The organism is Bacillus sp. SCT118 (assembly GCF_058566435.1).
Window position 1 is genome coordinate 560,033 of record NZ_CP191225.1, and the last position, 26,133, is coordinate 586,165.

The 26,133-nt window shown below is 35.8% G+C and carries 18 protein-coding genes; 16 read left to right on the forward strand and 2 right to left on the reverse strand.

Annotated features, from left to right (window positions below):
• Nucleotides 1-384: 384 nt before the first annotated feature.
• The 8 genes from tagD to tagH all read left to right on the forward strand — a co-directional run bounded on the left by tagD (nucleotide 385) and on the right by tagH (nucleotide 11,406).
• Nucleotides 385-774 (forward strand): glycerol-3-phosphate cytidylyltransferase, encoded by a 390-nt coding sequence (tagD, locus tag ACQVGT_RS02835; protein ID WP_015384809.1) that lies wholly within the window; start codon nucleotides 385-387, stop codon nucleotides 772-774.
• Between the two features lie 99 nt (nucleotides 775-873).
• Nucleotides 874-2,058, forward strand: a complete 1,185-nt coding sequence (locus tag ACQVGT_RS02840) for a CDP-glycerol glycerophosphotransferase family protein (protein ID WP_015384808.1) — start codon at nucleotides 874-876, stop codon at nucleotides 2,056-2,058.
• Nucleotides 2,042-3,442: a glycosyltransferase family 2 protein gene (locus ACQVGT_RS02845; protein ID WP_015384807.1), complete on the forward strand. Its 1,401-nt coding sequence runs from the start codon at nucleotides 2,042-2,044 to the stop codon at nucleotides 3,440-3,442. Before ACQVGT_RS02840 ends, ACQVGT_RS02845 begins: the two co-directional genes overlap by 17 nt.
• A gap of 1 nt (nucleotide 3,443) precedes the next feature.
• Nucleotides 3,444-5,519, forward strand: a complete 2,076-nt coding sequence (locus ACQVGT_RS02850; RefSeq protein WP_015384806.1) for a DUF6270 domain-containing protein — start codon at nucleotides 3,444-3,446, stop codon at nucleotides 5,517-5,519.
• A 31-nt stretch (nucleotides 5,520-5,550) separates the two neighbouring features.
• On the forward strand, nucleotides 5,551-6,714 hold the full coding sequence (locus tag ACQVGT_RS02855) for a glycosyltransferase family 2 protein (RefSeq protein WP_015483777.1): 1,164 nt from the start codon (nucleotides 5,551-5,553) through the stop codon (nucleotides 6,712-6,714).
• The gene (locus ACQVGT_RS02860; protein WP_015384804.1) at nucleotides 6,707-8,803 is read left to right on the forward strand and encodes a CDP-glycerol glycerophosphotransferase family protein; all 2,097 of its coding nucleotides are present in this window, start codon (nucleotides 6,707-6,709) and stop codon (nucleotides 8,801-8,803) included. Before ACQVGT_RS02855 ends, ACQVGT_RS02860 begins: the two co-directional genes overlap by 8 nt.
• A gap of 172 nt (nucleotides 8,804-8,975) precedes the next feature.
• Nucleotides 8,976-9,803 (forward strand): teichoic acids export ABC transporter permease subunit TagG, encoded by an 828-nt coding sequence (tagG, locus tag ACQVGT_RS02865; protein WP_014665585.1) that lies wholly within the window; start codon nucleotides 8,976-8,978, stop codon nucleotides 9,801-9,803.
• 19 nt (nucleotides 9,804-9,822) lie between these two features.
• Nucleotides 9,823-11,406, forward strand: coding sequence for a teichoic acids export ABC transporter ATP-binding subunit TagH (gene tagH, locus ACQVGT_RS02870; protein WP_491798036.1), 1,584 nt, complete (start codon nucleotides 9,823-9,825; stop codon nucleotides 11,404-11,406).
• Between the two features lie 38 nt (nucleotides 11,407-11,444).
• Here tagH and galU read toward each other — a convergent pair whose 3' ends face one another.
• Nucleotides 11,445-12,323: a UTP--glucose-1-phosphate uridylyltransferase GalU gene (galU, locus tag ACQVGT_RS02875; protein ID WP_003227944.1), complete on the reverse strand. Its 879-nt coding sequence runs from the start codon at nucleotides 12,321-12,323 to the stop codon at nucleotides 11,445-11,447.
• A 340-nt stretch (nucleotides 12,324-12,663) separates the two neighbouring features.
• Between galU and ACQVGT_RS02880 the strand changes: the two genes are divergently transcribed.
• From ACQVGT_RS02880 to wecB, 4 genes are all read left to right on the forward strand, one after another.
• Nucleotides 12,664-14,031 carry an alpha-glucosyltransferase N-terminal domain-containing protein gene (locus ACQVGT_RS02880; RefSeq protein WP_015384801.1) on the forward strand — a complete coding sequence of 456 codons (1,368 nt, stop codon included), beginning with the start codon at nucleotides 12,664-12,666 and terminating at the stop codon, nucleotides 14,029-14,031.
• A gap of 34 nt (nucleotides 14,032-14,065) precedes the next feature.
• Complete coding sequence (locus ACQVGT_RS02885; RefSeq protein ID WP_015384800.1) at nucleotides 14,066-15,586, forward strand: glycosyltransferase; 1,521 nt, start codon at nucleotides 14,066-14,068, stop codon at nucleotides 15,584-15,586.
• Nucleotides 15,587-15,661: 75 nt separating this feature from the next.
• Entirely contained in the window at nucleotides 15,662-17,572 is a 1,911-nt protein-coding gene (locus ACQVGT_RS02890) for a glycosyltransferase (protein WP_015483776.1), read from the forward strand.
• A gap of 22 nt (nucleotides 17,573-17,594) precedes the next feature.
• Nucleotides 17,595-18,737, forward strand: coding sequence for a non-hydrolyzing UDP-N-acetylglucosamine 2-epimerase (wecB, locus tag ACQVGT_RS02895; RefSeq protein WP_015483775.1), 1,143 nt, complete (start codon nucleotides 17,595-17,597; stop codon nucleotides 18,735-18,737).
• Nucleotides 18,738-18,776: 39 nt separating this feature from the next.
• Here wecB and tagU read toward each other — a convergent pair whose 3' ends face one another.
• Nucleotides 18,777-19,697 carry a polyisoprenyl-teichoic acid--peptidoglycan teichoic acid transferase TagU gene (gene tagU / locus ACQVGT_RS02900; RefSeq protein WP_015251104.1) on the reverse strand — a complete coding sequence of 307 codons (921 nt, stop codon included), beginning with the start codon at nucleotides 19,695-19,697 and terminating at the stop codon, nucleotides 18,777-18,779.
• 212 nt (nucleotides 19,698-19,909) lie between these two features.
• Between tagU and lytA the strand changes: the two genes are divergently transcribed.
• The 4 genes from lytA (at nucleotide 19,910) to tarQ (ending at nucleotide 26,113) form a co-directional block, all read left to right on the forward strand.
• A complete protein-coding gene (lytA, locus tag ACQVGT_RS02905; RefSeq protein ID WP_015384797.1) occupies nucleotides 19,910-20,233 on the forward strand; it encodes an acidic lipoprotein LytA in 324 nt (107 codons plus the stop codon).
• Nucleotides 20,234-20,260: 27 nt separating this feature from the next.
• Nucleotides 20,261-22,414, forward strand: a complete 2,154-nt coding sequence (locus tag ACQVGT_RS02910; RefSeq protein ID WP_015483774.1) for a SpoIID/LytB domain-containing protein — start codon at nucleotides 20,261-20,263, stop codon at nucleotides 22,412-22,414.
• Nucleotides 22,415-22,501: 87 nt separating this feature from the next.
• A complete protein-coding gene (locus ACQVGT_RS02915) occupies nucleotides 22,502-23,989 on the forward strand; it encodes an N-acetylmuramoyl-L-alanine amidase (RefSeq protein WP_015483773.1) in 1,488 nt (495 codons plus the stop codon).
• A gap of 219 nt (nucleotides 23,990-24,208) precedes the next feature.
• On the forward strand, nucleotides 24,209-26,113 hold the full coding sequence (gene tarQ, locus ACQVGT_RS02920) for a (poly)ribitol-phosphate teichoic acid beta-D-glucosyltransferase TarQ (protein WP_015483772.1): 1,905 nt from the start codon (nucleotides 24,209-24,211) through the stop codon (nucleotides 26,111-26,113).
• Nucleotides 26,114-26,133: the final 20 nt, after the last annotated feature.

The following is a 26,133-nucleotide window of genomic DNA, read 5'->3' on the forward strand; positions in this document are numbered from 1 at the left end:
TTAACATTCACATTACAATTCCTTCACGTTTTGACGATGAATTAATATGAGGAGGGCGTACAAAATAAATGACGCAGCAGAAAGAAAATCGTTTCACTTAAAAACGCGACAAAAGATTCGATTTTTTCGAAAAAGAAAACTTGTTATAATGGGTATGGATGAGACATTAGACCTGTAAAAATTATACATCAATACAACGATGATACCAAAAAATGCTGGTGATTGACATTTTTAAAGAGCCTTAACTTTTATAGGAACTTATGCTATTATTGTTCAATATTAATGGTACGTAAAAAATGTGTCGAAATTATAAACAATCTGTTAAGGTTTTTGGTTTTTTTCTGGTACTCTCAGTTGAAAACGGTTGGAAGGTGATGTTATCTGATGAAGAAAGTGATAACGTACGGAACATTTGATTTATTTCATTATGGACACATGAAGCTACTGCAAAGAGCAAAAAATCTGGGTGATTACTTAATCGTAGGATTATCTACAGATGAATTTAATCTTCAAAAACAAAAAAAATCGCATCATTCCTATGAACATCGAAAATTCATTTTAGAAACAATTGATTTTGTGGATGAAGTGATTCCCGAAAAAAACTGGGAACAAAAAATTTCAGATATTCAAAAGTACGATATAGATACATTTGTCATCGGTGATGATTGGAAAGGGAAATTTGACTTCTTAAAGGAATATTGTGAGGTCATTTACCTTCCGAGAACAGAAGGCATTTCAACTACCCAAATCAAAGAAGACATGGCTAGTTTATAGAAGCACTAACTTAAAGAGGCTTGAAGTAATTCAGTTGCTTCTTTTTTTCTTGTTTGCTGAGATAAGTATTTAATTGTTCGAACATTTAAGGAGTCTAAAATGAAATCAAAGATTTTAATGAAATATAGAAGTCTATTGGTCAGAGTATACTCAATTGCTTTTAGAACAATTGGGCTTTTGCCCAGGAATGAAAAATTAATCATCTTCGAAAGCTATTCCGGCAAACAATTCAGCTGTAATCCACGAGCAATTTTTGAGTATCTTGAGGAAAATAAAGATAAATATGATTACCGATTAATCTGGAGTATAGATAAAAGAAACAAAGATTTATTTGATAATTTAGATGTGAAATATTTAAAAAGATTCTCTCTCAAATGGCTATGGTATATGGCTACAGCGAAATATTGGATAACAAACAGCCGCTTGCCGTTATGGATCCCAAAACCGAGAAAAACCACATATGTGCAGACTTGGCACGGAACTCCCCTAAAAAAACTTGCAAATGACATGGACGAAGTACATATGCCCGGCACGACGACTGAACAATATAAAAAAAACTTCCTGAAAGAAGCTAGTAAATGGGATTATCTCATTTCACCTAACGCTTACTCTACGGAGATTTTTAGAAGTGCTTTTCAGTTTAAAAAAGAAATTATTGAATCTGGTTATCCGAGAAACGATTTATTATATGCAGAAAATAGAGACGATATTAGTAAAAGGATTAAAAGAAAACTAAATATTGACGATAATAAAAAAATCATTTTGTATGCACCTACATGGAGAGACAATGAATTTTATGGTGTGGGAAAGTATAAATTTGACTTACAACTTGACTTAGAAGAATTACAAAAAGAATTTGAAGATTCTGCTGTTTTTTTATTAAGGATGCATTATTTAGTGCGAGAAAACTTTAATTTGCAAAAATATCATCATTTCATTAAAGATGTTTCTTTATATCAGGATATCAGAGATTTGTACTTGATAAGTGACATATTAATTACTGATTATTCATCAGTTTTCTTTGATTTTGGCAATCTAAAAAAACCTATCATTTTTTATACCTATGATTTAGAACTGTATAGAGATAAATTAAGAGGCTTTTATTTCGATTTTGAGCAAAATGCCCCAGGTGAAATTGTAGTAAATAAAAAAGAACTTTATTTGAAATTGAAAAATATTATTCAAATGGGCTCTATACCAAATAAATACAATCAATTTTATAATGAATTTTGCTCTATTGAAGATGGTTTTGCTGCTAAAAGAGTAATTGAAAGGATTTTTTAGAGTCAGGAAGGAGGTTAGTATTATATTCTCATTAATTATTCCAGTTTATAATGCGGAAAAGTACTTATTAGAGACGATAAATAGTGTCATTAACCAAACGCTTGATTTTGAAAAATATGTTCAAGTCATTTTAATTGATGATGGTAGCACAGATGATAGTAAAAAAATTTGCGAAGAACTGCAAAAAAAGTACCCAAACAATATAAATTATAAAAGGATAAATAATACTGGCCCATCTGCAGCGAGAAATATGGGACTGAAACTAGTCAATGAAACATCTGAATATATTGGATTTCTTGACTCTGATGACAAAATATCTCTTGAGGCCCTCTATCAAGTAAAATCTTTTTTTGAGGCAATGGGAAGTAAGGTTAACATTGCAGTCTTACCGATACATTATTTTGGTTGTAGAGAAGGCGAACATAAATTGAATTATCGCTTTCTTAAAGGAAATAGGGTAGTTAACATTTTGAATGAATATGACGCTCCTCAATACTTTATAGGGGGAAGTTTTTTTAAAAAATCTCTTCTGCAAAAATATGGTTCAAAATTCAATGAAGATTTGGACTTTTGGGAAGACGCCCTTTTTATGAATAAATTGATATTAAACGAGTCTTGTTACGGGGTTGTAGCAAACGGAAAGTATTTTTACAGAAAAAGGTTCGAAAGCAATTCGTTAGTTGATACTTCTTGGTCATCAAAAAAACGTTATACAGATTTTTTGAAAAATTCTTATTCAGTTTTATTTGAATGGTCTAAAGAAATTTATGGTGAGATACTTCCTTATGTACAATATTTAACTGCTTATCATATTAAACTATATTTATACCCTAAAAATAGAGATCAACCTATAGATATTTTGAATACTAAGGAATTTAATCAATTTATTCTTGAGTTTAAATATATTTTAAGTGAAATAGAATCTAAATATATTCTGTGTCAAAACATGAATAGTTACTATAAAGAGCTAATGTTAGAGTTTAAGAATGAGAAATATTTATATGCTCACGGTGTTGAAAAGCTAAAAAAGAAAAATATCACTATAAATGATGTTAAATATAAAGGATACTTTTTAGTTTTAAAAGGCCATTTTATTAATGAACTTTATGAGATGAAAAAAGATGACAGAATTTATCTAAAATATTTTAATAAAAAAATATATGCCAAACAAATACAACTAGATGAAAAAATAATTATATGGGGCCATAAAGTTAGAGATTATAAATATGCAGGTTTTAGTTTAAAACTTCCCATTTGGATTTTAAAATTTTCAATCGGATTAGAGGGAGAAAATTTTTCAGTAGTACTCAATGAAGTTAATTTATTAAAAACTCTTCATAAAAAACTATTATGTATGAATAGTTTAATTGGAAAGGCGAAATGACATGAGTATATTAGATGTAAAATATGATGAGATAAAGGGAAGTTTGAAGATACTTTGCGAATTTAGTAAAGATGAAAATTTCCATGCTTTTTACTTAGAAAAAAAAGTAAATCATCGAGATACAGAGCTTCTTGAAAGAATAAGAATTGAATATGAAGAAATCAATAGTACCTCACTATGGTTAAACGTTGATCTTAACATAATTTTCACTTCCTGTAATATAAGCGAAAGTTTCTGGTCAGTATATATGATGACATCATCGGGGAAGAAATTATTAAAATTTGATCATGGCGAAAAAACTACTTTTCCCTATTTTATACCTCATCAATATTCTATATACAAAGTTAGACCTTATATTGCAAAAGATTGTTCTTTAGCATTCTTTATAAGGCCCATTGATTTTATACCGGTTTTAAATGAATTTAAACAAAACGTAAATAATCAATTTCAATTAAATATTGAATGTGTGGGAGCTGACTACAAAAGCCTTTTGAATAGTCAATTTTCGTTATCTCTTTTAAGACGGGATCAACCTGATTTATATTTTTACTCAGATGAGATAAATATAGCAAAAGATGATAATTCATCAGAAAATTTACATTTCTGTATACCAAAAGATTTATTAATAAATAATGATTTGTATGATGTATTTTTAAAAGCAGAAGTGCCCTTAAATAATGATAATGAATTATTATCCAATCAAAAAGAAGTATATTTAAAAGTTAATATAGAGAAAACTATAATAGGAGTACTCCAAGAAAATAATTATCCTATAAATGAGTTTTACTCTTTAAAGGCAAGTGAAAATGCTTTAAATCAACTTTCTTTTCAAACAGTCAAAAAACTTTCTGCAAATATTAGTAAAGTTGATAACGATGAGGACGAGCAGAAATTTACATTGGAAATAAAAGGAGTAAATCTGTTTGTAGACACTCATTCCCAGCTGTTTTTTGTGCTGAAAAGAAGAAGAAAACTTGGAAAAGAAGTTGAATATTATGACGAGATTGCACTTCCATTAGAATTTAATGAGAGTCATTTTACAGCAAAAATATTAAAATCAACTACTTTTTCTGAGTCTATTCTTAAAGGAAATGAAGTCTGGGATGCTTTTATTCGCATAAATAAAGAAAATTACTTTATAGAAAGCGAAGTTAGCGTAAATAAAGAAACAACTTATTCATTTAATTACTTTAAAACAAACTCAAAGCATTTAATAAATTCAGATGCTAAATTTTTTATAAACGGAAAATCTAATCTATCTCTTTTTATTTCAGACCGACAAACAGTAGGAACTAAACCGATCAGAATTGCTGTAATGGGCACTTGCTTCAGTAGAAACCCTTTTAACTCCAGAGATTATTTCAATCCTGGATATAAGAAGATTTATGAGTGTGTTTATACTCAATTCCACTCTTCAATAGTGAGCTTGGTTTCTGAGCCAACCCCTTTTACTCGTGATGATTTTAAAGATATAAAAGAGCAAGATATCAACTTTGTTGAAACAGATTTCAAAAAAGATTTTTTTGAAAAACTTAAAAATTCACAGCCGGATTATCTCATTATTGACCTATACTCGGACGCTGCAAAATCACTTATTCAGTTTAGCGAACAACAATTTGTCAGTGCAAGTTTTATTATAGAACAAAGCCAGTTTTTTAAGAATTTAAGAAATGTAACTATTATTAACCATACTAATAACAAAAAATATTTTGAAATATACAAAAAATCCCTTGATAACTTTATCAACAAATTGACAGAGGCCATACCCGCATCAAAAATCATTTTAAACAAAGGTCGTTTTACGAGTAAATATAAAGATAGTAATGGGGAAATTAAACCTTTTGGAGATCAGGATTTAATTAATAGGAATAATTATTTTTGGGACAAAGTTGATAATTATTTTGAATATAAGCTACCTAGCGTTAAAATTATTGACTTGACAAATACACCATTTATTGGTGATGAGAGATATCCTTTCGGAAAATCATTCTCTCATTACGAATCAGCATATTATAAAAAATTTATGGATCGTTTAAATTCGATAGTACTTGAAGATATACAAACAGAACTAAGGTGATTATAAATCATTTTAATAAGGAGAAATTAAGTTGAAACATCCATTAATCAGTGTAGTCTTACCTGTTTATAATGTGGAAGCCTATGTAGAAGAATGTCTTCAATCTATAATTGGCCAAACATTGGGTTTTGAGAAAATTGAAGTTATTTTAGTCAATGATTGTTCAACGGATGGCACAGCGGCTATTCTAGATCGATATGCCGAGCAGTTTACAAATATAAGAGTAATACATTTAGAACAAAACTGCGGAGCACCTGGAAAACCAAGAAATATTGGAATTAATAAAGCTAAAGGTGAATATATTATATTTTTAGATCCTGATGATTACATTCCAAAAGATGCTTATGAAAAATTATATAAGGTCATGGAAAAAAACAAATCAGATTTCGTTATGGGCAAAATGCTAAGCTTTAATGATGAAACTGGAAATACACATGAACATATAACATTTAAAAATTATTTTATGCATAAGCATTATAATAATGTAAATATTGAAACTGTTCCATTTTTCCTTCAAGTAAAAACAGCTGTCTACTTAAAATTAGTAAAAACAAGTTTTTTAAAAAAGCATAATATTTTATTTCCAGAGGGTATGAGAAATGGGGAAGATAAAATTTATGATATGGCTCTCTTCACAAAAGCCGAAAAGTTCAGTTATATACCTGAGTATATTTATTATTATAGGACAAGAAATGATGCAAACAATCTATCGTTGACACAGCAAAATATTAAAAATACCTTAAAAAATGATGTAACTGCTGCATTAAAAATAAAAGAATTTTTAAATGAAGAAGAATACTTTTATTTTCAAATAAATGCTTTTAGGTCTCTATTGTGGAAAATTTGTGATCCTGATTTCAACAATATGTCTGTAACTGAGAGGCTTGAGATATTTGAAATGATTAGACCTGTTGTACAAGGATTTAACCCTGATATTACCGGAAAATATTTTTCTATTGAGAAACCTTTACTTAGTTTGATTGAAAAAAATTTCTTACTAGAAGCTTTAGAATACAATTCTATGATCGTCTCAAGAAGATGGTGGTACAATACAGGAATAGAATTGCAAAAAATGTTTAAGCGGCAGCAAGCCATCAAAAACTCACTATCTTGGAGAATAACTAAAATCTTCAGAAGCAAAATAAAAGCAACTAAGTTGAAATATAAAATTAAGGAGAAATTGGTTAGTGATTGAAACTACATTATTGATTCCTGTTGGCACCCAAGATAACAACTTAATGCAAACATACATTGATTTTGTTAAAGGTCAAAGTATGAATTGGAATAGATTAGAGATATTTTTTGTTGTAGACGACAATGATATAGCTGATCAAAATCTAGATGAGAATGTACATTTAATTAGTAGTAAAAATTTTAATATTTCATTGAGTAAAGGAAAGTATGTATTCCTTTCAAATATTGAATATCGCTACGATTCAAATTTATTGAAAAGACTTTCTGAAAAGATGAATATAAATGGGGTATCTGTAATAAAAGCATATAGATTGTTAAATAACAATTTATATGAAAATATAATTGCTTCGAGGATAATGCCAAAACAATATTTGGTTGAGACCGGTTTCTTCTCAGAAAATACTTTTAATCGTGATAATTTAGTTCAATTCTTTTTTGAGCAAGATACAAAGAATATTGAAATGGATTATTTGGGAGAGTGTTTTGTAGATAATGAATTTATTGAATATAGTTATCAATGTCATATCCAATCTTTTAAAAAAATCGTCAGCTTAAATAATGAGCAATTTCTTACGGAATTTGGAGAACTGATATTGGAAACATTAATGTCTTATGTAGATACGAATGTTTTTTTGAATAATTTACTTGATAAAGATCATAGGGATGCGTACGATACAATAAAAAAGATAAGTGAAATTGTTAAGGTAGAGGAGATTTATAACTTTAATGAAGTAGGTTATGGAACCTTTGTTAAATTGATCCAGAAAAATTGTTATTATGAAGCAACAGAGTTTATGAAATTGTTAAAGAGTAAAAGACATTGGTTCAACCAATCAAGAACTTATAAATCTTATTTTGCGAGAGTTCCGTTGTTTGAAAAATCGTTATCTTGGAAATTAACGAAGCCTTTGAGAGACTTAAAGTATCAATTCGGCCATATCAAGCAGATGCTATATAAATATCTTCTTATTTCTTTTACATATATAGTGAAGCTGTTATATAGAAAAGATGTATGGTTAGTCGGAGAGAGATTTGATCAAGCTGAAGACAATGGATACGCCTTCTTTGAGTATTGTAGAACAAATCATCCAGATAAAAAAATCTTTTATATTATTGAAAAAGGTTCCCCGCATGCTGAAAAGGTAAAACGCTTAGGAAATATACTTTATCACTCCAGTTTTAAACATAAATTATATATGTTTTTAGCTAATGCATATATAAGTGCATGGACATTTCAAGAAGGTTTGTATCCATGGCCTTTAAAGGTGTATAACAAGTATTATAAAAAAGTTTTAAGCAACAAATATAATATCTGTCTGCAACATGGTTTAATTATGTATAACATTTCACCTTATTTGCATAAAGAGAAGTATAATCAAGATCTCGTTATTAGCAGTTCAGAAAAAGAAAAAGAGATTATACTTAATACCCTAGGTTACAATAGTGATGAAGTTGTCGTAACTGGTCTTTCGAGGTTCGATAGGCTGTCAAAAAATAAATCAAATAAAGACCAGATTTTAGTTATGCCGACCTGGAGAAGAAGTTTAGTTCAAATGAATAAGCATAACTTTTTAAAATCTAAGTACTTCCTCTCTTACCAGAATTTGCTTAAAAATGAGAAGTTCCTTAATATGATAGAGGATAAGGGAATTGAAGTCAAATTTTATATACATTATCAAATGCAGAAGTATATAAAAAATTTCAATGTTGATCATCCACAGATTGAAATTTTAACCAAAAATAATGCAATAGTATCTGATTTGATTGGAGAAAGTTCTTTATTGGTTACAGATTATTCATCTGTTTCTGCTGATTTTTTGTTTATGAATAAACCAGTTGTTTTTTATCAATTTGATCCTTATGATAATCATTCCATCAGAGTAAAGGAGATTAAATCTGAAGACATTGGAATAGTTGCATCAGAAGAAGAAACTGTTGTAAATAACATAATTGAGATATGTCATAGAAACTTTGAAATAGATAAGCAATTTAAAGAGAATTCTAAGAAGATCTTTAAATTTAAAGATGATAAAAATAATGAACGTATCTATAATACGATCTTAAACACTGTAAAAAGAGCAAATAGATAAGAACATTGTAGAAAAAACCGATGGATTAAATCTGTCGGCTTTTTCTATACATTAAATTTAGACAGCTACAATGTGAAAAAAAACTTAATATCTGTTACAATATTCACCGGTGCTTTCAAATTTCTTTAACCGAAAGATCCAAAAAATCATTTAAGTCTAAGGAAGATAAACAATGAATGCATTAGTAAGAATCGTAAAAGAGCAAGTGACATCGTTTCCTTTAATTTTGCGCTTAGCTTCGTATGAGACAAAGTCTCAGTATCAGATGAATTATCTTGGCGTATTATGGCAGTTTCTCAATCCTCTCATTCAAATGCTGGCGTATTGGTTTGTATTTGGTATGGGGATTCGTAACAGCAAGCCAGTCATAACAGGTATTGGAGAAGTGCCTTTTATTGTTTGGATGCTGGCTGGTTTGATCCCGTGGTTTTTTATTAGCCCGACGATTCTGGATGGATCAAACAGTGTATTTAAACGGATCAATATGGTGGCGAAAATGAATTTTCCGATCAGTTCACTGCCTTCTGTCGTGATTGCTTCAAATTTATTTAGTTATTTTGTAATGATGGGTGTTTATGTCATTGTCCTTTTAGCAAGCGGTGTTTACCCTAGCTTGCATTGGATACAATATATTTACTATTTAATCTGCATGATCGTGTTTATGTTTTCATTTAGTTTGTTTAACTCTACAATCAGTGTGCTTGTCAGAGATTATCAATTTCTGCTGCAGGCCGTAACCAGATTATTGTTCTTTTTACTTCCGATTTTTTGGAATATCTCAGAGCAGCTCGGGAAAAATCACCCGAATCTTCTGCCTGTGCTTAAGCTGAATCCGATTTTTTATCTGATAGAAGGATTTAGGAACAGCTTCTTAGACGGAAAATGGTTTTTCCAAGATATGAAGTACACGCTGTATTTCTGGCTGTTCACATTCCTTTTATTGTTAGTGGGTTCTATTCTGCATATGAAATTCAGAGACAAGTTTGTTGACTTTCTTTAATACGTAAGGAGATTGTACGATGAAACTAAAAGTTTCGTTTCGAAATGTTTCAAAGCAATATCATTTGTATAAAAAACAATCGGACAAGATTAAAGGGTTGTTTTTTCCGGCTAAGGATAATGGTTTTTTTGCTGTGCGGAATGTCTCCTTTGACGTGTATGAGGGAGAGACAATCGGCTTTGTAGGGATAAATGGATCAGGGAAATCAACCATGTCTAACCTGCTGGCTAAAATTATTCCGCCGACCAGCGGTGAAATTGAAATGAACGGCCAGCCGTCGCTGATTGCGATTGCGGCCGGTTTAAATAACCAATTAACGGGCCGGGACAATGTCCGGCTCAAGTGTTTGATGATGGGGTTAACCAATAAAGAAATTGATGATATGTATGACAGCATCGTTGAATTTGCCGAGATTGGCGATTTTATTAATCAGCCGGTTAAAAACTATTCCAGCGGGATGAAATCGCGTCTCGGTTTTGCGATTTCCGTGCATATTGACCCTGACATTTTAATTATTGACGAAGCGCTTTCTGTAGGGGACCAAACGTTTTATCAGAAGTGTGTAGATAGAATAAATGAGTTTAAAAAGCAAGGAAAAACGATTTTCTTTGTCAGCCACTCAATCGGTCAGATTGAAAAAATGTGTGACCGCGTCGCTTGGATGCACTACGGTGAGCTTCGAATGTTTGATGAAACAAAAACGGTTGTCAAAGAGTATAAAGCATTTATTGACTGGTTTAATAAGCTGTCGAAAAAAGAAAAAGAGACATATAAAAAAGAGCAGACGGAAGAGAGGAAGAAAGAAGATCCTGAAGCGTTTGCCCGTTTCCGCCAAAAGAAGAAAAAGCCGAAATCATTGGCTAATGCGGTTCAAATTGCTATTTTGTCTATCCTGACTGTATTCATGGCAGGAACGATGTTCTTTAATGCCCCGCTTCGTACAATTGCTTCGTTTGGGGCTATTCCGCAAAATGAAGTGAAGAATCATCATGGTAATGCAAAGGGCAAGTCAGAGGAACGCTTAACCGCAGTCAATAAGCAAGGGTTTATAGCAAATGAAAAAGCGGCTGCTTATAAGGATCAGGGTTTGAAACAGAAGGCTGACGTTACACTGCCATTCGGTACAAAAGTGACGGTAGCTGCAAAAGGCAAACAAGCAGCGAAAATTAATTTTAACGGACAGTCTTATTTTGTGAAAAAGAGCGCTGTTGCAACTAACATGAAACATGCTGAATTGAATGCCGCTGCATTTACGTCTTATGTCTCGCAAAACGCAGCATCTTCCTATGAATACTTTCTGAAATTCCTGGGGGACAGCAGAACCAGCATTCAATCCAAGTTGAATGGATATACTGAAGGGGATACAGCTGACGGCAGAAAAACGTTAGATTTTGATTATGAAAAAATCAGCTATGTGCTGGAGAATGATAAAGCAACAGAGCTTATTTTTCATAACATTTCTCCTATCAACCCGGCGTCACTATCCTTAAGTGATAGCGATGTATTGTATGACAGCAGCAAGAAGCGTTTTCTTGTGAATACAGCTGATCAGGTCTTCGCCGTTGATAATGGAGAGCATACACTGACTTTGATGTTGAATTAAAAAAAGGCTATTGGATGAATGTCCAATAGCCTTTTTGTTTAGATTTCTTCTTTGTTTAGTAAACCTTCCATAAATGGAACGAGCTGATCGCGAAGCTCTTTATCCTGCATCGCAAATTCTAGAGTTGTTGTGATAAAGCCGAGCTTTTCACCAACATCATAACGCTTGCCTTCAAAATCGTAAGCAAACACTCTTTGAATTTCATTCAGTTTTTGAATGGCGTCTGTGAGCTGAATTTCTCCGCCGGCGCCAACCTGCTGCTCTTCTAAATACATGAAGATCTCAGGCGTGAATACGTAACGGCCTAAGATGGCAAGATTAGAAGGTGCTGTGCCTTTAGGCGGTTTTTCAACGAAGTTTTTCACCTGATAACGGCGGCCTTCACTTGTCAGCGGGTCAATAATGCCGTAGCGGTGTGTTTCTTCTTCAGGCACCTGCTGAACACCGATAATAGAAGAAAGTGTTTTTTCATATTCATCCATTAATTGGCGCAACCCTGGTGTTTCAGCCTGAACAATATCGTCTCCAAGCAGTACCGCAAACGGCTCATCGCCGATAAAGTTGCGCGCGCACCAGACAGCATGTCCGAGACCTTTAGGTTCTTTTTGGCGGATATAGTGAATGTCAGCCAGGTTAGAAGCCTTTTTCACTTTTTCAAGTAGCTCAGTTTTTCCTTTTTCTTCTAGGTTTCTTTCAAGCTCAGGAGAGTAATCAAAATGATCCTCAATCGCACGCTTGCTTTTTCCTGTTACGATAATAATATCTTCAATACCGGCTTCAACAGCTTCTTCAATTATGTATTGAATGGTAGGTTTATCAACGATAGGAAGCATTTCTTTCGGCATTGCTTTCGTAGCCGGCAAGAATCTCGTTCCGAGACCTGCGGCAGGGATTATGGCTTTACGTACTTTTTTCAATTTCAAAGCACCTTCCTTAAGAACAGATTTAGGGTCACTCTTTTGAATGCTGAGTATTTAAAATGTTTGAGTTTCTTTTCTCATCAATACCCTATTTTCATTCTGTTAAACACATTTAATCATATAAGAAAAACCAATATTAAACAAGAGTCAATTCAGTGACTTTGGGGTCGAGGAAATACACAAAAATATCATTAATTGATAGATAAAACAGTTTCACCTGATCCGGTATTTCAAGAAATATAACAGCTTGTTCATCTCTAGAGCCTGCTCAGCAAAAGTGATATAATGTAGTTCTGAAAATGTGACTGTACGAATTTATTCGAAAGGTAATAAATAGATGATGACGATTAAGGTTTCTACTCCAAAATTAGCATTTGTTTGTCAAGAGCTGAATGCTGCAAAAAAGTTTAGTATCAATACGATCGATTGGAATTATCCAATGGAAATTGTCACTTTACATCATGAGCCCAATGGGCCTTCTTCTTTTAAAGATACTGCTGTTATTAATATGTACAGCTACTTTAAAGGTTCTGAACCTCAGAAAGATAAAATCAAGCATCCGATTGAACAAGAAGGTTTAACATATATTCAAGAACCAAATAAGCCAATTTATCGTTATTACAATAATGGACGTTATATCAAATATCAAAGGTTTACAGCATCAGGAGAACTTGCTGTCATTGATTACTTTAATGAAAGCAGGCAAAGATTTAAAAGGGAAGAATATGATTTGTCTGGATATGTACACAGCTTAATGTACATGGATCTGGACACTAACAAACCGAAGCAGCATCTTTATTTAAGGGTAGATGGCACTTGTTATATGACAAAATGGTATAAGAATGATGGAACAACTGAAAAAATTGTCATTTTTGACGAAAAAGAGAATATAGTCAGTGTATTGTATTCAGAAAATGAACTTTCCCGTTATTTTCTGAGCCGCTTGATAAAGGAAGCGGATTATTTATTTATGACTTCTGAAATTGAGTTATATACTACATTAAAAACTCTTTCAGTTGAATATTCCTCCATGTATCTAGGTTTTATAGAGACGAATGAGATGTTGGAAAACCCTGAAAAGGAAATAGGCCACCTTGATGCTTTCGTGGTTCCTTCCTTGAAGAGATATCATGACATAATTAAAAATACGGGGCCTCGCACAAATATTTATTACGTTTCTGAAGAGCCGTTTACCCGCAAGCGTTTTGTGGACAAACTAATAGGTCAGGTGCCATTTAATAATCAATTGAAGGATATGAATGTTGAGCTGTTAATGGCAGAATGGCAATCAAAATCCGATTTATATTTGTCATCCAAGGTTGAATTTAAAGGCTGCATTCCTCCCCATTCTGTTGGCCGCCATAAAATGTATTGGAAGTTAAAAAATAAAAAGAGCGGCACTGAAAGCACGTTTAACGCAAAAGTAAACAGCGAGGAAGAACTAATATTTACCGTAAGCGGTACACTTCGTATTCACTCTGTATTAGATCAGTTGTCCACCATTGAATTGTATCTCTGTTCCGAGTGGGATAATAGCTTCTTTGCATCAGGTGTGCGAATAACCGATTCAAAGGAAATTCCATTATCAGAACAAAGTATTTCAGGCTGGCAAGTTACTTTAGAAAAAGAAAATAATTATTTGCGTGTTCAGACTGCCGAAGGATTTCGGAGAAAATTAATGAAACGGCTGTTTGTGAAAAAATAGCAGACAAGGTTTTACCAGAAGAAGGAGCTTGAAGATGAGAAGGATCTTTTCACTAATATATGAAATAGACATTGAAAAAGGCGGCATTACAAGCTCTATGATGTCAAGATCTTTTACATTTGCGGAGCGCGGCCATAAAATCGATTTGGTTACACTTGATTATAAAGACAATTATGATCAGATTGAGCAAGTGCTGAAGAGCGCTGGAAGGCTGCATGCTGATGTGAATATCCTCAATATTTATGATGACTATAAAAATCAGCATAAGCATATGAAAGTTGGGGAAGTGCAACAAAGTTACTATGATCAAAATCGTAATCGCTTTGAAGAACCATACGCTGCGTATCATAATGAGGAAAAATTAGAAACAGAATACTTCAAGAATGGCTTATATATAAAAAAGAAAAAATGGGATGAGTCGGATAATCTTTTATATGTAGATCATTTCAATGAAAATATGCAAATGACAAAGCGAGAATTCTTTCATGGCGGTTATGTAAATAAAACTGTGATTTTCGATACAAGAAGCGGAAAAATCAATCAAATTCACTACACAGCACCCGACGGTTTCTGTTATTTAACAGAATGGTACCATTTTAAAACAGGAGCCAGTCAAGGAGTTATGCTGTTTGGCCGTGATGAAAAGGAAGCTGTATTTTTCAAAAACAAGCACCAGTTTCATACACATTGGCTTGAAACGTTATGTGAGAAAGAAAAGGACCCTATTATCATCTGTGATGGAGTCGGAAGTGCTTCAAAAGTAAATGAAATGCGTGCAGGATTGGCAAAACGATTTTACTGTGTTCACTCAAATCATTTAGATTATCCTTATACGTTAGGCAGCAAAGTTCGAAACAATCATCAATATGCGATGGAGCATATTAAGGATTATGACGGGCTGATCGTATTAACGAATGAACAAAAAGAAGATATCATGAAGGATTTTGAGTCGAACAATAATATTTTTGTTATTCCTCATGCACCAAGAAGGCTTGAAAAATTACAAACGTATGAAAAAAAGAAAAACGAGTTTGTCATGGTGGCCAGATATCATGAGGAAAAAGGGATCGATAAGGTCATAAAAGCAATGGGAATCGTAAAAAAATCCCGGCCGGATATTGTCCTGAATATATATGGCAGCGGTCCCGGCTATGAGGAATACCAGCAATTGATCGATGATCTTAAGTTAGATAATGTACATTTAAAAGGGTATGTCGCAAATCCCGCTCCATTTTATCAGCAGGCGCTTGCCACATTATTAACATCAAAATTTGAGGGGTTTAGTCTCGCGATTTGTGAATCGTTTTCGTGCGCAACCCCTGTTATCAGTTTTGATGTGAAATACAGCCCGAGGGAGCTCATAAAAGAACACGAAACGGGAATGCTTGTAGAACCTGATCATATTGACATGCTTGCTGAAAGTATCATTTATTTGTACGACAACCCTGAGAGAGCCATTCAATACGGAAAAAATGCAAAGAACTTAATGGATACTGAATATAGTGAAGCCCGATTATTTGAAAGATGGGAAGAAGTATTTGAAATAACGAAATAGTACGTTTTTGCACCATTTTTGTTCATTATATGAGCTTTATGTGAAGAAATAGAAGCGGATAAGGATAGAGGTGTCATGGTGAAAATCACTGCAGCAGTACCCACATACAACTCAGCACATTTTATCTCCCGCTGCCTGGATAGTCTGGTTCAACAAACCATGCCGAATAATGAGTACGAAATTATTTGTGTAGATGATTGTTCACAGGATGGCACGGTTTCAATATTAAAAAAGTACAGTGAACAGTATTCTAATATAACGGTTATAGAACGAGAAAAAAATTCGGGAGGGCCGGGGGAGCCGCGAAACCAAGCGATACGTGCTGCGAACGGTGAATACATTTTTTTTATTGATTCCGATGATTATGTAGGAATCGAAGCGTTCGAGAGAATGTATCAATTTGCAAAACAGCATGATTCAGATATTGTGCTTGGGAAAATGGTCGGTGTAAACGGCAGATCGGTCCCGCAAGCTATTTTTAAGGAAACGAAACCTGAGGCGGATCTTGTAAAATCTCCGCTTGTTTACTCAATAGGACCGACAAAACTTTTTAAAGTTTCACTGCTTAGAATGCATGACATATATTTCCCCTCTAATATACAGGCTACAGAGGATCAGGTATTTGTCATGCAGGCTTATTTAGAAGCGGACAAAATTTCTGTCTTGGCCGATTATGATTATTACTATGCTGTACAGCATGACGGCGAGCACATGACGTTTGCATACGTTGCGCCTCAAAGCTACTATGGCGCAATGAAGGTAATCATAGATATGATTCGTAATAGCTGTCTTTCACATAATCGCAAAATGAAGTTTATGGCGAAGTTTTTGAATCGTCATTTTGATTTTTCCAGAACAACGGACTTTACCGTAACAATCGAGGACGAACGGGAGCAGCAAACATGGATGACAGAGCTGCATCATTTTGTTGAACAAAATATACCACGGGAAATTGATAAACTTGTTCATTCTCATACGCGGTTAAAATTACACTTTGTACGCCATAATGACCTAAAGGGCTTAAAGCAGTTTGAAGCTGATAAAGAAAATATGGCACAATATACGTCAGTTAAAAATGGTCATATCATAGCAAACTATCCCAGCCTTATCTCATATCATTTGGCAGAGAATGAACGGATTGTTGATGACAGAAACAAAATCAGTCATTACGTGAGCGAATTTCAAATGAAGGACAACACCTTCACATTAAGAGGGTCGGTTACCCACACGGCTTTACAACCAGAGCATCAAGCTATGCAAACTTTATACGGCATTTGGGTGCACCGTGATAGAAAAACTGAAAAAATCATTTCCCCAGTGTATTCTAAGGACGGAGAATTTGAATTTCTCACGAAGTTTACTGATTTGGCTATTCATGAAGAAGATATTGGTGTTTGGGATTTCTTTATTGAATCGGAGATAGACGGCTATAAAAAACGCGTCCGAATTGGCAGCAGCAGAGAACCGTATCCTTATTCAAAACATGCTAAATATATTGGGAATAACGGGGAATATGCTTTCAGCGCACGGCCGTACTTTACTAAAACCTATGATAATTTGTCGGTGGATATCAGAAAGCAGGAAGTTCTGAAAGTCGAATTCAGAGATAATGATTCGGACCAGCATTTAACGTTCGTATTTCCTGGAAGCCAATTGTTTTTTCCGAAGCAATCTTTATTATTGCTCGAATGCAATAACCAAGAGTTTTTAATACCAATAAAAAATCAAATCAGTTCAGCTGATGGGACAGTGATACAGGTTGATCGGAATCTCGTTCAGCAAAAGTTTGCTCCGGCTTATTTACAAAACACCAATATTGTTTTATCCATTAATTCTTATAAAACCACATTGGTTCCGAAAAAGGATGTCAGTGTGTACTTTTGCAGTAAAAATATTGAAAAAAAGCTATGGTGCTTTAAAATAAAGAAGAAAGTAGATCTATTTATACAATCGGACCAATCGAAATTCTATCTAACAGCCCGTTAAACAAAGAAACCAGGTGACAAATATGAAAAAACTAAAAGTGATGACCGTTTTCGGGACCAGGCCTGAAGCGATCAAGATGGCACCGCTTGTGCTTGAATTGAAAAAATATCCTGAAATAGATTCCTATGTAACGGTCACTGCACAGCACAGACAGATGCTCGATCAGGTGTTAGATGCGTTTCATATCAAGCCTGACTTCGATTTGAACATTATGAAGGAGCGGCAAACACTGGCAGAGATTACGTCTAACGCACTTGTAAAATTGGATGAGTTGTTTAAAGATATCAAACCCGATATTGTGCTTGTCCATGGTGATACGACGACGACGTTTGCCGGAAGCCTAGCCGCTTTTTACCATCAAATTGCTGTCGGTCATGTGGAGGCGGGGCTCCGTACAGGGAATAAGTATTCCCCGTTTCCGGAAGAGCTCAATCGACAGATGACAGGGGCGATTGCTGATTTGCATTTTGCTCCGACAGGCCAGGCGAAAGACAATTTATTAAAAGAAAACAAAAAGGCCGACTCTATTTTTGTAACGGGCAATACAGCGATTGACGCACTCAACACAACGGTTAGGGATGCTTACTCACATCCTGTTCTCGATCAGGTGGGTGAGGATAAAATGATTCTCTTGACCGCTCACCGCCGGGAAAATTTGGGTGAGCCAATGGAAAACATGTTCAAGGCCATCCGCAGAATTGTAGGGGAATTTGAAGATGTACAAGTCGTTTACCCTGTGCACCTGAATCCTGTTGTCCGGGAAGCGGCTCAGAAGCATTTTGGTGATTCTGACAGAGTGCATCTGATTGAACCTTTAGAGGTGATTGATTTCCATAACTTTGCAGCGAAATCGCATTTTATATTGACAGATTCGGGCGGCGTGCAGGAGGAAGCCCCATCTCTCGGGAAACCGGTGCTTGTTCTGCGTGATACGACGGAACGGCCTGAAGGAGTGGAAGCGGGAACGCTGAAACTTGCAGGGACGGATGAGGAAAACATTTATCAGCTGGCAAAACAGCTGTTAACTGATCATGATGAGTACAAGAAAATGTCCCAGGCTTCTAATCCGTATGGAGATGGAGAGGCTTCCCGCCGGATTGTGGAAGAATTGCTGTTTCATTACGGGTATCGGAAAGAACAACCGGATTCATTTACAGGCAAATAAAAAAGAAGCTTTGCACATTGTGCGAAGCTTCTTTTTGTTTTACTTTTCGAGGCTTTCCTTCAGCTCTTTTGTAATATCGGAAAGGGCGCTTTCATCAGCTTGGTAGTAGTAAATTCCATTGATTTTCGTGCCTGTACCTTTTAGTTCGTGCTGTTTAATATGTTTCCGGGCACCTTTGTAATCGGACTGGATATCCCACATGTTATCGAAGGTCAAGTTCGTTTTCACATTATCTTCAACAACTTTAAACATATCTCCGAATTTCGTGATAGAAGAAATATTAGCGCCTTTATTAATAATACCTTGGATGACTTGGCGCTGGCGGTCCTGGCGTCCGAAGTCGCCTCTCGGATCTTCTTTTCTCATCCGGGTATAAGCGAGTGCTTCTTTTCCATTCAGCGTGATTTCTCCTTTGCCGAACGAATAACCGTCATAACTAAACGCGAATGTGCTGTTAACTGTAATGCCGCCAAGTGTATCAACAACGTCTCTAAAGCTTTCCATGTTCACTTTTACAAAATAATCAACCGGGACATCGAGGAAGTTCTCAACAGTGTCTACCGTCATCTGCGTGCCGCCGAAAGCGTATGAATGGTTGATTTTATCCATTGTGCCTTTTCCGATAATTTTTGTATACGTGTCACGCGGAATGCTGACCATGTCGGTTGTATTCGTTTTTGGGTTAACGGTCATATAAATGAGCGTATCGGCACGGCCCTTATCGCCGTCGCGTTCATCCACACCCATGATTAAGACGGAAAAAGGATCTTTTTTATTGATACTGACTTCTTTATCCCTCTTTTTCGATTTATCAATGCTTTCATGAATACTTGCCACGGTTGAAGCTGCTTTATGCCATAAGTAGTATGCATAGCCGCCTGTTCCGAGTACAAATACGGCCACAATGGCTAAAATGACAAGTAACGCCTTTCTTTTTTTCTTTCTTTTTTCAGCTCTCATAATAAAGTCCTCGCTTTTTTGTAATCTAGTACGATTATAAGTTTCTTAATATTTGAAAACAACTAAAATTTGTCTGATTCTTTACAATAGACGGATCCTTGTAACAAATGTTTCGGTATTTTAAGAAAATCCGCAAAAATTTTTCGTTGTTTTGAAAGAAATCTTAAAATAAGCTTAAAATTGTCGATAAAAAGTGGAGAGGTGATATAGGAATGAAAAAAATTGCTATTTTAATGTTCTCAATGCTGCTTCTTTTGTCTGCGTGCGGCACAGCTCAGAACTCATCAGGAGCAGAAACAAATTCAGACAGCCAGGATGCGGCTGCAGAAGAGACAGTAACGAAGGAAGGCACTTTTGCCGGTTTGGCGGACAGCCATACAATTGCAGTCACTATTGATGATAAAGAGACGTCGATTCAGGTTGGTTCAGACCTTCAGGACAAAATGAACAGCATTTCAGAAGGGCAAAAAGTTGTTGTCAAATATACAAAAGATTCAAATGGCGCTTTAATGCTTAAGGATCTTGAGACAAAGTAATAAAAAACTCTTAGGGGGTTCCATGTTTTGAAAAAAATGAAGCTCTTGCTTCTATCGTCAGTCACTGCGGCGGCTGTAGCATGTCCGGCGTTTATGCAGACTGCGAAAGCCGCTGATAAAACCATTTCGGTTAAGCTGAGTAATTATGTAGGCAGCAAATCAAGTTTGGATGTCGATATCATAGGCGGATATGAAATTCCCGGCTCAAGAATTGCGGATACGGAGCGATATGGAGGAGCAACCCGTTTTGATGTTGCCAATAATGTCGCCTCTGCCGGATGGACAAATCCAACGACTGTGGTCATTGTGAATCGGGACGCTTTTGCCGATGCGCTCTCAGCAACCCCGCTTGCCAAAAAGTACGATGCACCGATTTTATTAACAGATGCAGATTCGCTAACACCAAAAACAGAAAGCGAAATTGCAAAATTAAATCCTGACAATATTCTCATCATTGGTGGGACAATCAGTGTTTCTAAAAATGTAGAAAATACATTAAAAAAATATGGTTCTATCGATCGGATTGGAGGAGCAACCCGTTACGAGGTTTCTAAAAACATAGCCGATCGGATGGGGAATTACAGCCAGGCAGTAGTGGCCACAGGCATGGTCTTTACGGATGCCCTGTCAATCGCGCCATATGCTGCAATGAACGGTTATCCGATTTTACTTGCGGGAGACAATAACATCCGCAGTGATTACAAAATTCCAAGCAAGGTTACAATTGTCGGCGGTCCGTTGAGTGTCAGCACTGGTGTGGAAGCTGCATTAAAAAAGAAGGCAACTGTGAAACGGATTGGCGGCGTTTCCCGATATGAGGTATCTGCCAATATCGTTAAAGAATTAAATATGAAAGCAACAAAGGTATTTATGTCAAACGGCCAAACATTCGCGGATGCATTAACGGGATCTGTGCTTGCAGCAAAGCAGGGAAGCCCTTTACTGCTGGTTGAATCAGGCAGCCTGCCGTCACCAGTCGCTGATGTAGTAGCGTCAAAAGGAACTCAGTCATTTGCGCTGCTTGGAGGAAGCATTTCCATCAGTGATACGCTAAAGAACAAACTGGCAGATACTTTTGCAGGAACTGGATATACAGTCAAGTTAACCGGCGGAAACCTAGTGCTTTATAAAAACAGTACTGCAATCAAGACGCTTGGAACGTCTTTTACAGCACAGCCTAAAAAATATGCAACTGCAAATTCTATCAGTCTGAACGGAACGCCATATCTCGGAAACATGAAATTTACAATAGAGTCAGGCAAATATGTTCGGCCAATCAATGTGAATATCCCCTTTGAAGATTATTTAAAGGGTGTTGTTCCTCATGAAATGCCGGCCAGCTGGCAGAAAGAAGCGCTTAAAGCCCAAGCTGTCGCAGCGAGAACTTATTCCATCAGTTCGGCCGGAAAAGAAGTACAAGACACCACCGCTTTTCAGGTATATGGCGGATATGACTGGAATTCAAAAACTTCAGAAGTGGTCGAAGCTACAAAAGGAAAAGTTTTGAAATACAATGGGAATTTGATTTCAGCTACGTATTCCTCAAGCAACGGCGGCTACACAGAAGCGAGCGGTGAGGTGTGGAGCAGCCAGCTTCCTTATTTAATCGCCAAAAAAGATACGTACGACCCGCAAATCAGCTGGTCTCTGTCTTTAAATAAAACCCAGCTTGATAAGAGCAGTCTGAATCTGAAAAGCCCGGGTTCTTGGTGGAGCTCTAAAAATGAAACAAACTCATCATATTTGAGCGGTTTGAAAAGCTGGTTTATTAAAAATAAATACAGCAATGCCGAGTCTATCAAAATCACGAAAATATCCAGTGTGAAATTCAGCACGGAGAAAACTGCCGGTCAGCGGCCGGAAACAGCAAGCGTCACATTCTCATATTTCGTGAAAGAAAAATCAAATGGCTATATTCTGTCAAATGGAAGCCTCAGTGAAAAAACAGCAACAATTACTGTACCTGCAGCAGAGCTGAGAACGATGCTTGGCGCTTCCAATATGAAGAGTACATATGCTTCTGTCTCAAGCAATACAAACGCCTTTCTCATTAGCGGTAAAGGATACGGACACGGCATAGGCATGAGTCAGTACGGAGCCAATGCCAGAGCAGCTGCCGGACAATCTTATACAACAATTTTAAGTTTTTACTATCCGGGAACAACTCTATCAAGCTATTAAAAGATTGTTAGAGTCAAAGGAGGCGAGATGCCTCCTTTGTTCGTTATTTGATTTATGAATCATTATGAATCTTTGGAGGGACTATCTTTGCGGATCTTTCTTAAAAGCATACCTATGCTGATACTAGGAGTCGTGTTATTTGTACCAAATGCGTTTGCGGCCAACTCTGTTACAAGGCTGGATGGAGCAAGCAGATATGAGGTTGCAGTAAATGTATCAAAACAAGGCTGGAGCAGTGCAGGCACGGTTGTTATAGCAAACGGAACAGCATATGCCGATGTATTAACTGCTGCACCTTTGGCTTACAAATACAATGCCCCGATTCTATTGACGGAATCATCTAAACTGACTGCACCGACGAAAGACAGAATCAGCCAGCTTAAACCGAGCAAGGTCATCGTCATTGGCGGAACGATCAGTGTTTCTAACAACGTTGTAAGCGACATTAAAAAATTGGGTATTTCCAATGTGGAACGGATCGGCGGAAGAAGCCGCTATGAAGTTGCTCAAAATATTTCTAAAAAATTGTCTTCAAATTCAAAAGCAGTAATCGCAAATGGAACGGCATATGCTGACAGTCTGGCAATCGGTTCTTATGCTGCCCGTAATGGTATTCCAATTCTTCTGACGACTGAAAGCTCTATTCCCGAACCAACGAAAAATGCGATGAACAGCAAAGGAACAACATCGACTATTGTGGTCGGGGGAGAAATCAGTGTCTCAAAAAGCGTTTACAGCCAGTTGCCATCACCAACAAGGATCGGCGGGAACAGCCGTTTTGAAGTGGCTGCCAACATAGCGAAAAAGTATTATTCTTCATCAAAAGCTGCATTTGTCAGCAATGGCTATCAATATGCAGATGCTTTAGCGGGTTCTGTGCTGGCGGCGAAGCAAAATCGCCCAATGCTATTTACTGACGCCGGTTCATTGCCGACTGCGACAAGAACAGTCATCGGATCAAATAGCAAGAACACTTTCACAGTTCTTGGGGGAACCATTTCAGTTACCACAAATGTTGTGAATCAGCTGAAAAATGTGATTGTTGGCAAAAAGGTATTTGTGGATGCAGGACATGGTGGTTATGACAGCGGCGCGGTAGGTAATGGTTTAAAGGAGAAAGATGTTAACCTTGCCGTTGCTAAGCTTGTAAACAGCAAACTTTCCAATGGTGGAGCCATTCCGATTATGGCCAGATCTACAGATGTTTTCTTGGAGCTTTCAGAGCGGGTTGCAAAAGCAAAAAGCAATAATGCAAACCTGTTTGTGAGTATTCACGCCAATTCAGCGAGCCCAGCAGCAACCGGTACTGAAACCTACTATTATACAAAATATGAGTCAGAAAACAGCAAACGGCTTGCGACAGAAATACAAAACAGACTCTATAAAGCACTCAATACTCAAAACCGCGGCGTGAAAATCGGGAATTTCCATGTCATCAGAGAATCAACGATGCCGAGCAGTTTAGTGGAGCTGGCGTTCATTTCAAATGCGAACGACGCAAGTAAGTTAAAGAGTGCTTTGTATCAAGAAAAAGCAGCTCAAGCAATATATGAAGGAATCATTGGATATTATTAGGGGATTAAATTAGTAGACATCAATAGCGGCTTGCCGGCAGAACCTATCAGGAATTGCCGGCAAGCTTTTTTATACGATAAAATGAGAAAAATTTTAAACCACATATGCTATGTAAAAGTTTAACAAAATTTAAGGTTAGGCCTATTCTTATTGACAGATGTTTTTGATATAATTATCAGGCAAAAATATAACCGATCCATTAGGGTAGTGAGGTAATCGATGAAAATAAGCATTGTTATCCCTGTATATAATTCAGAAGATCTTATTTCCGAATGTCTTGATAGCTTAGTTAACCAAACGATGCCAAAAGAGGATTATGAGATTATATGTGTCGATGATAAATCTACGGATTCATCTTTAGACATTTTGAATCGATATAAAAAGAAATATGACAATATTGTTGTTGTTGAAAGAACCGTAAATTCAGGCGGTCCAGGTGCGCCGCGGAATGATGCAATAAAAATTGCCAAAGGTGAATACATCCTGTTTGTTGATTCCGATGACTATCTAGGCAATGAAGCATTGTTAAGATGGTACAATTTCTCAAAAGAGAATGATTCAGATATTACTTTAGGTAAGTTAAAAGGGATAAACGGCCGAGGTGTTCCCAAATCAATGTTTAAGGAAACAAACCCAGATGTTGATTTGGTTGATTCCAAAATTGTTTTCACATTGGGACCCCAAAAACTGTTTAAAGCCTCACTTTTAAAAGAAAATCAAATCATCTTCCCTACTCACATAAAAGCAGCGGAAGATCAAGTCTTCACAATGAACGCTTATTTAAAGGCAAAGAAGATTTCTGTTTCAGCTGACTATGATTATTACTATCTGGTCAAAAGAGACGGTGAACATATGAGTGTTGCTTATGTTCCCCCAGAGAACTTTTATGGAGCAATGGAAGATATTATTTCTGCTATCAAGGCTAGTGACCTGGAAGAAGGAAGAAAAATTAAACTGATGGCAGTATTTTTAAACAGGCATTTCGATTTTTCGCGGACAAAAAATGTCACAATAAAAATGAAGACCGATGAAGAAAGAGCTGAATGGTTTAAATATTTGTCTTCATTTATTCATGCAGTACCTGAAGAGGCTGATCAATTTGTGCTTCCGCATATCAAATTGCGTCTGCTGTTTATTCGGAATAATGATTTGCAGGGGTTAACCCAGTATGAGCGTGAGGAACAAGACATTAAAAAGTTCTGTGTTGTATATAACGGGGATTTAATTGCACGTTATCCGAGCTTAGAGCGATATCCAATTTCTGAAGAACTATTAAAAGTGAATTATAAAAATAAGCTTGAGCATTATCTGCAAAATATTGAATTTAACGATCGCAGCCTCAGCATTCAAGGAACCATTAAACACAAATTGGTTGATGATGAAATGAATCAAAATCAATCTCTGACAGGAGTATTTGTTCATCGCGATACAAAGGCGGAAAAATACATTTCGCCGGCTAAGTATGAAAATTCAACATTTACATTTGAGTGCAAGTTTGATGAACTGGCATCTGCAGAAGAAGATTTAGGCGTTTGGGATTTCTTTATTGAATCGTCGATAGACGGCTACAAATTAAGGGCGAGAATCGGAAACAAGCGTGCTGCGTATAAGTATTCTACAAAAACGATGTATTTAGGGCATAATGCTTTGTTTGTCTTCAGTGCAAGACCATATTTCACAATGAACTACGATAATCTTTCGATTGATATAAAGAAACATGCCTATACAGAAGCAGAACTTTCATATGAAACAGAATCAAAAGATTTATCATTTATTTTTAAAGATAAGCAAATCTGTTTGCCAAATCATTCAAAAATCATTGTGAATACCGGACAGTCTGAAATCTCATTACCGGTAAAACGTATAGAGTTAGAGCCTAATTGTACAAAATTGACGGTAAACGTGCAGAGTTTGCTTGAACAGCTAGTTCATGTAAAGAAAGAGCGATTAATTGAATTTGCGATAAATACTTCCCAAAATAAAATCAGTGCAAAAGTGGATAACCAAACAATTGTCCTGGACACACGGAACGTGGAACGAAAATCCATGTTATTCTTTAGTAAAATGGTTGAGGTTCAATACAAGCTGTTAACCTCTAAATCAAAGTTTTATTTTCAATATTAAATGCTTCTCAACGAAAAGAG

What these genes read in the sequence shown, in the direction of transcription:
- wecB (WP_015483775.1), top strand. Translation starts at nt 17,595, where the DNA reads ATGAAAAAACTAAAAGTGATGACCGTTTTCGGGACCAGGCCTGAAGCG.
- ACQVGT_RS02840 (WP_015384808.1), top strand. Translation starts at nt 874, where the DNA reads ATGAAATCAAAGATTTTAATGAAATATAGAAGTCTATTGGTCAGAGTA.
- tagH (WP_491798036.1), top strand. Translation starts at nt 9,823, where the DNA reads ATGAAACTAAAAGTTTCGTTTCGAAATGTTTCAAAGCAATATCATTTG.
- ACQVGT_RS02850 (WP_015384806.1), top strand. Translation starts at nt 3,444, where the DNA reads ATGAGTATATTAGATGTAAAATATGATGAGATAAAGGGAAGTTTGAAG.
- ACQVGT_RS02890 (WP_015483776.1), top strand. Translation starts at nt 15,662, where the DNA reads ATGGTGAAAATCACTGCAGCAGTACCCACATACAACTCAGCACATTTT.
- tarQ (WP_015483772.1), top strand. Translation starts at nt 24,209, where the DNA reads ATGAAAATAAGCATTGTTATCCCTGTATATAATTCAGAAGATCTTATT.
- lytA (WP_015384797.1), top strand. Translation starts at nt 19,910, where the DNA reads ATGAAAAAAATTGCTATTTTAATGTTCTCAATGCTGCTTCTTTTGTCT.
- tagU (WP_015251104.1), bottom strand. Translation starts at nt 19,697, where the DNA reads ATGAGAGCTGAAAAAAGAAAGAAAAAAAGAAAGGCGTTACTTGTCATT.
- tagD (WP_015384809.1), top strand. Translation starts at nt 385, where the DNA reads ATGAAGAAAGTGATAACGTACGGAACATTTGATTTATTTCATTATGGA.
- tagG (WP_014665585.1), top strand. Translation starts at nt 8,976, where the DNA reads ATGAATGCATTAGTAAGAATCGTAAAAGAGCAAGTGACATCGTTTCCT.
- ACQVGT_RS02885 (WP_015384800.1), top strand. Translation starts at nt 14,066, where the DNA reads ATGAGAAGGATCTTTTCACTAATATATGAAATAGACATTGAAAAAGGC.
- ACQVGT_RS02880 (WP_015384801.1), top strand. Translation starts at nt 12,664, where the DNA reads ATGATGACGATTAAGGTTTCTACTCCAAAATTAGCATTTGTTTGTCAA.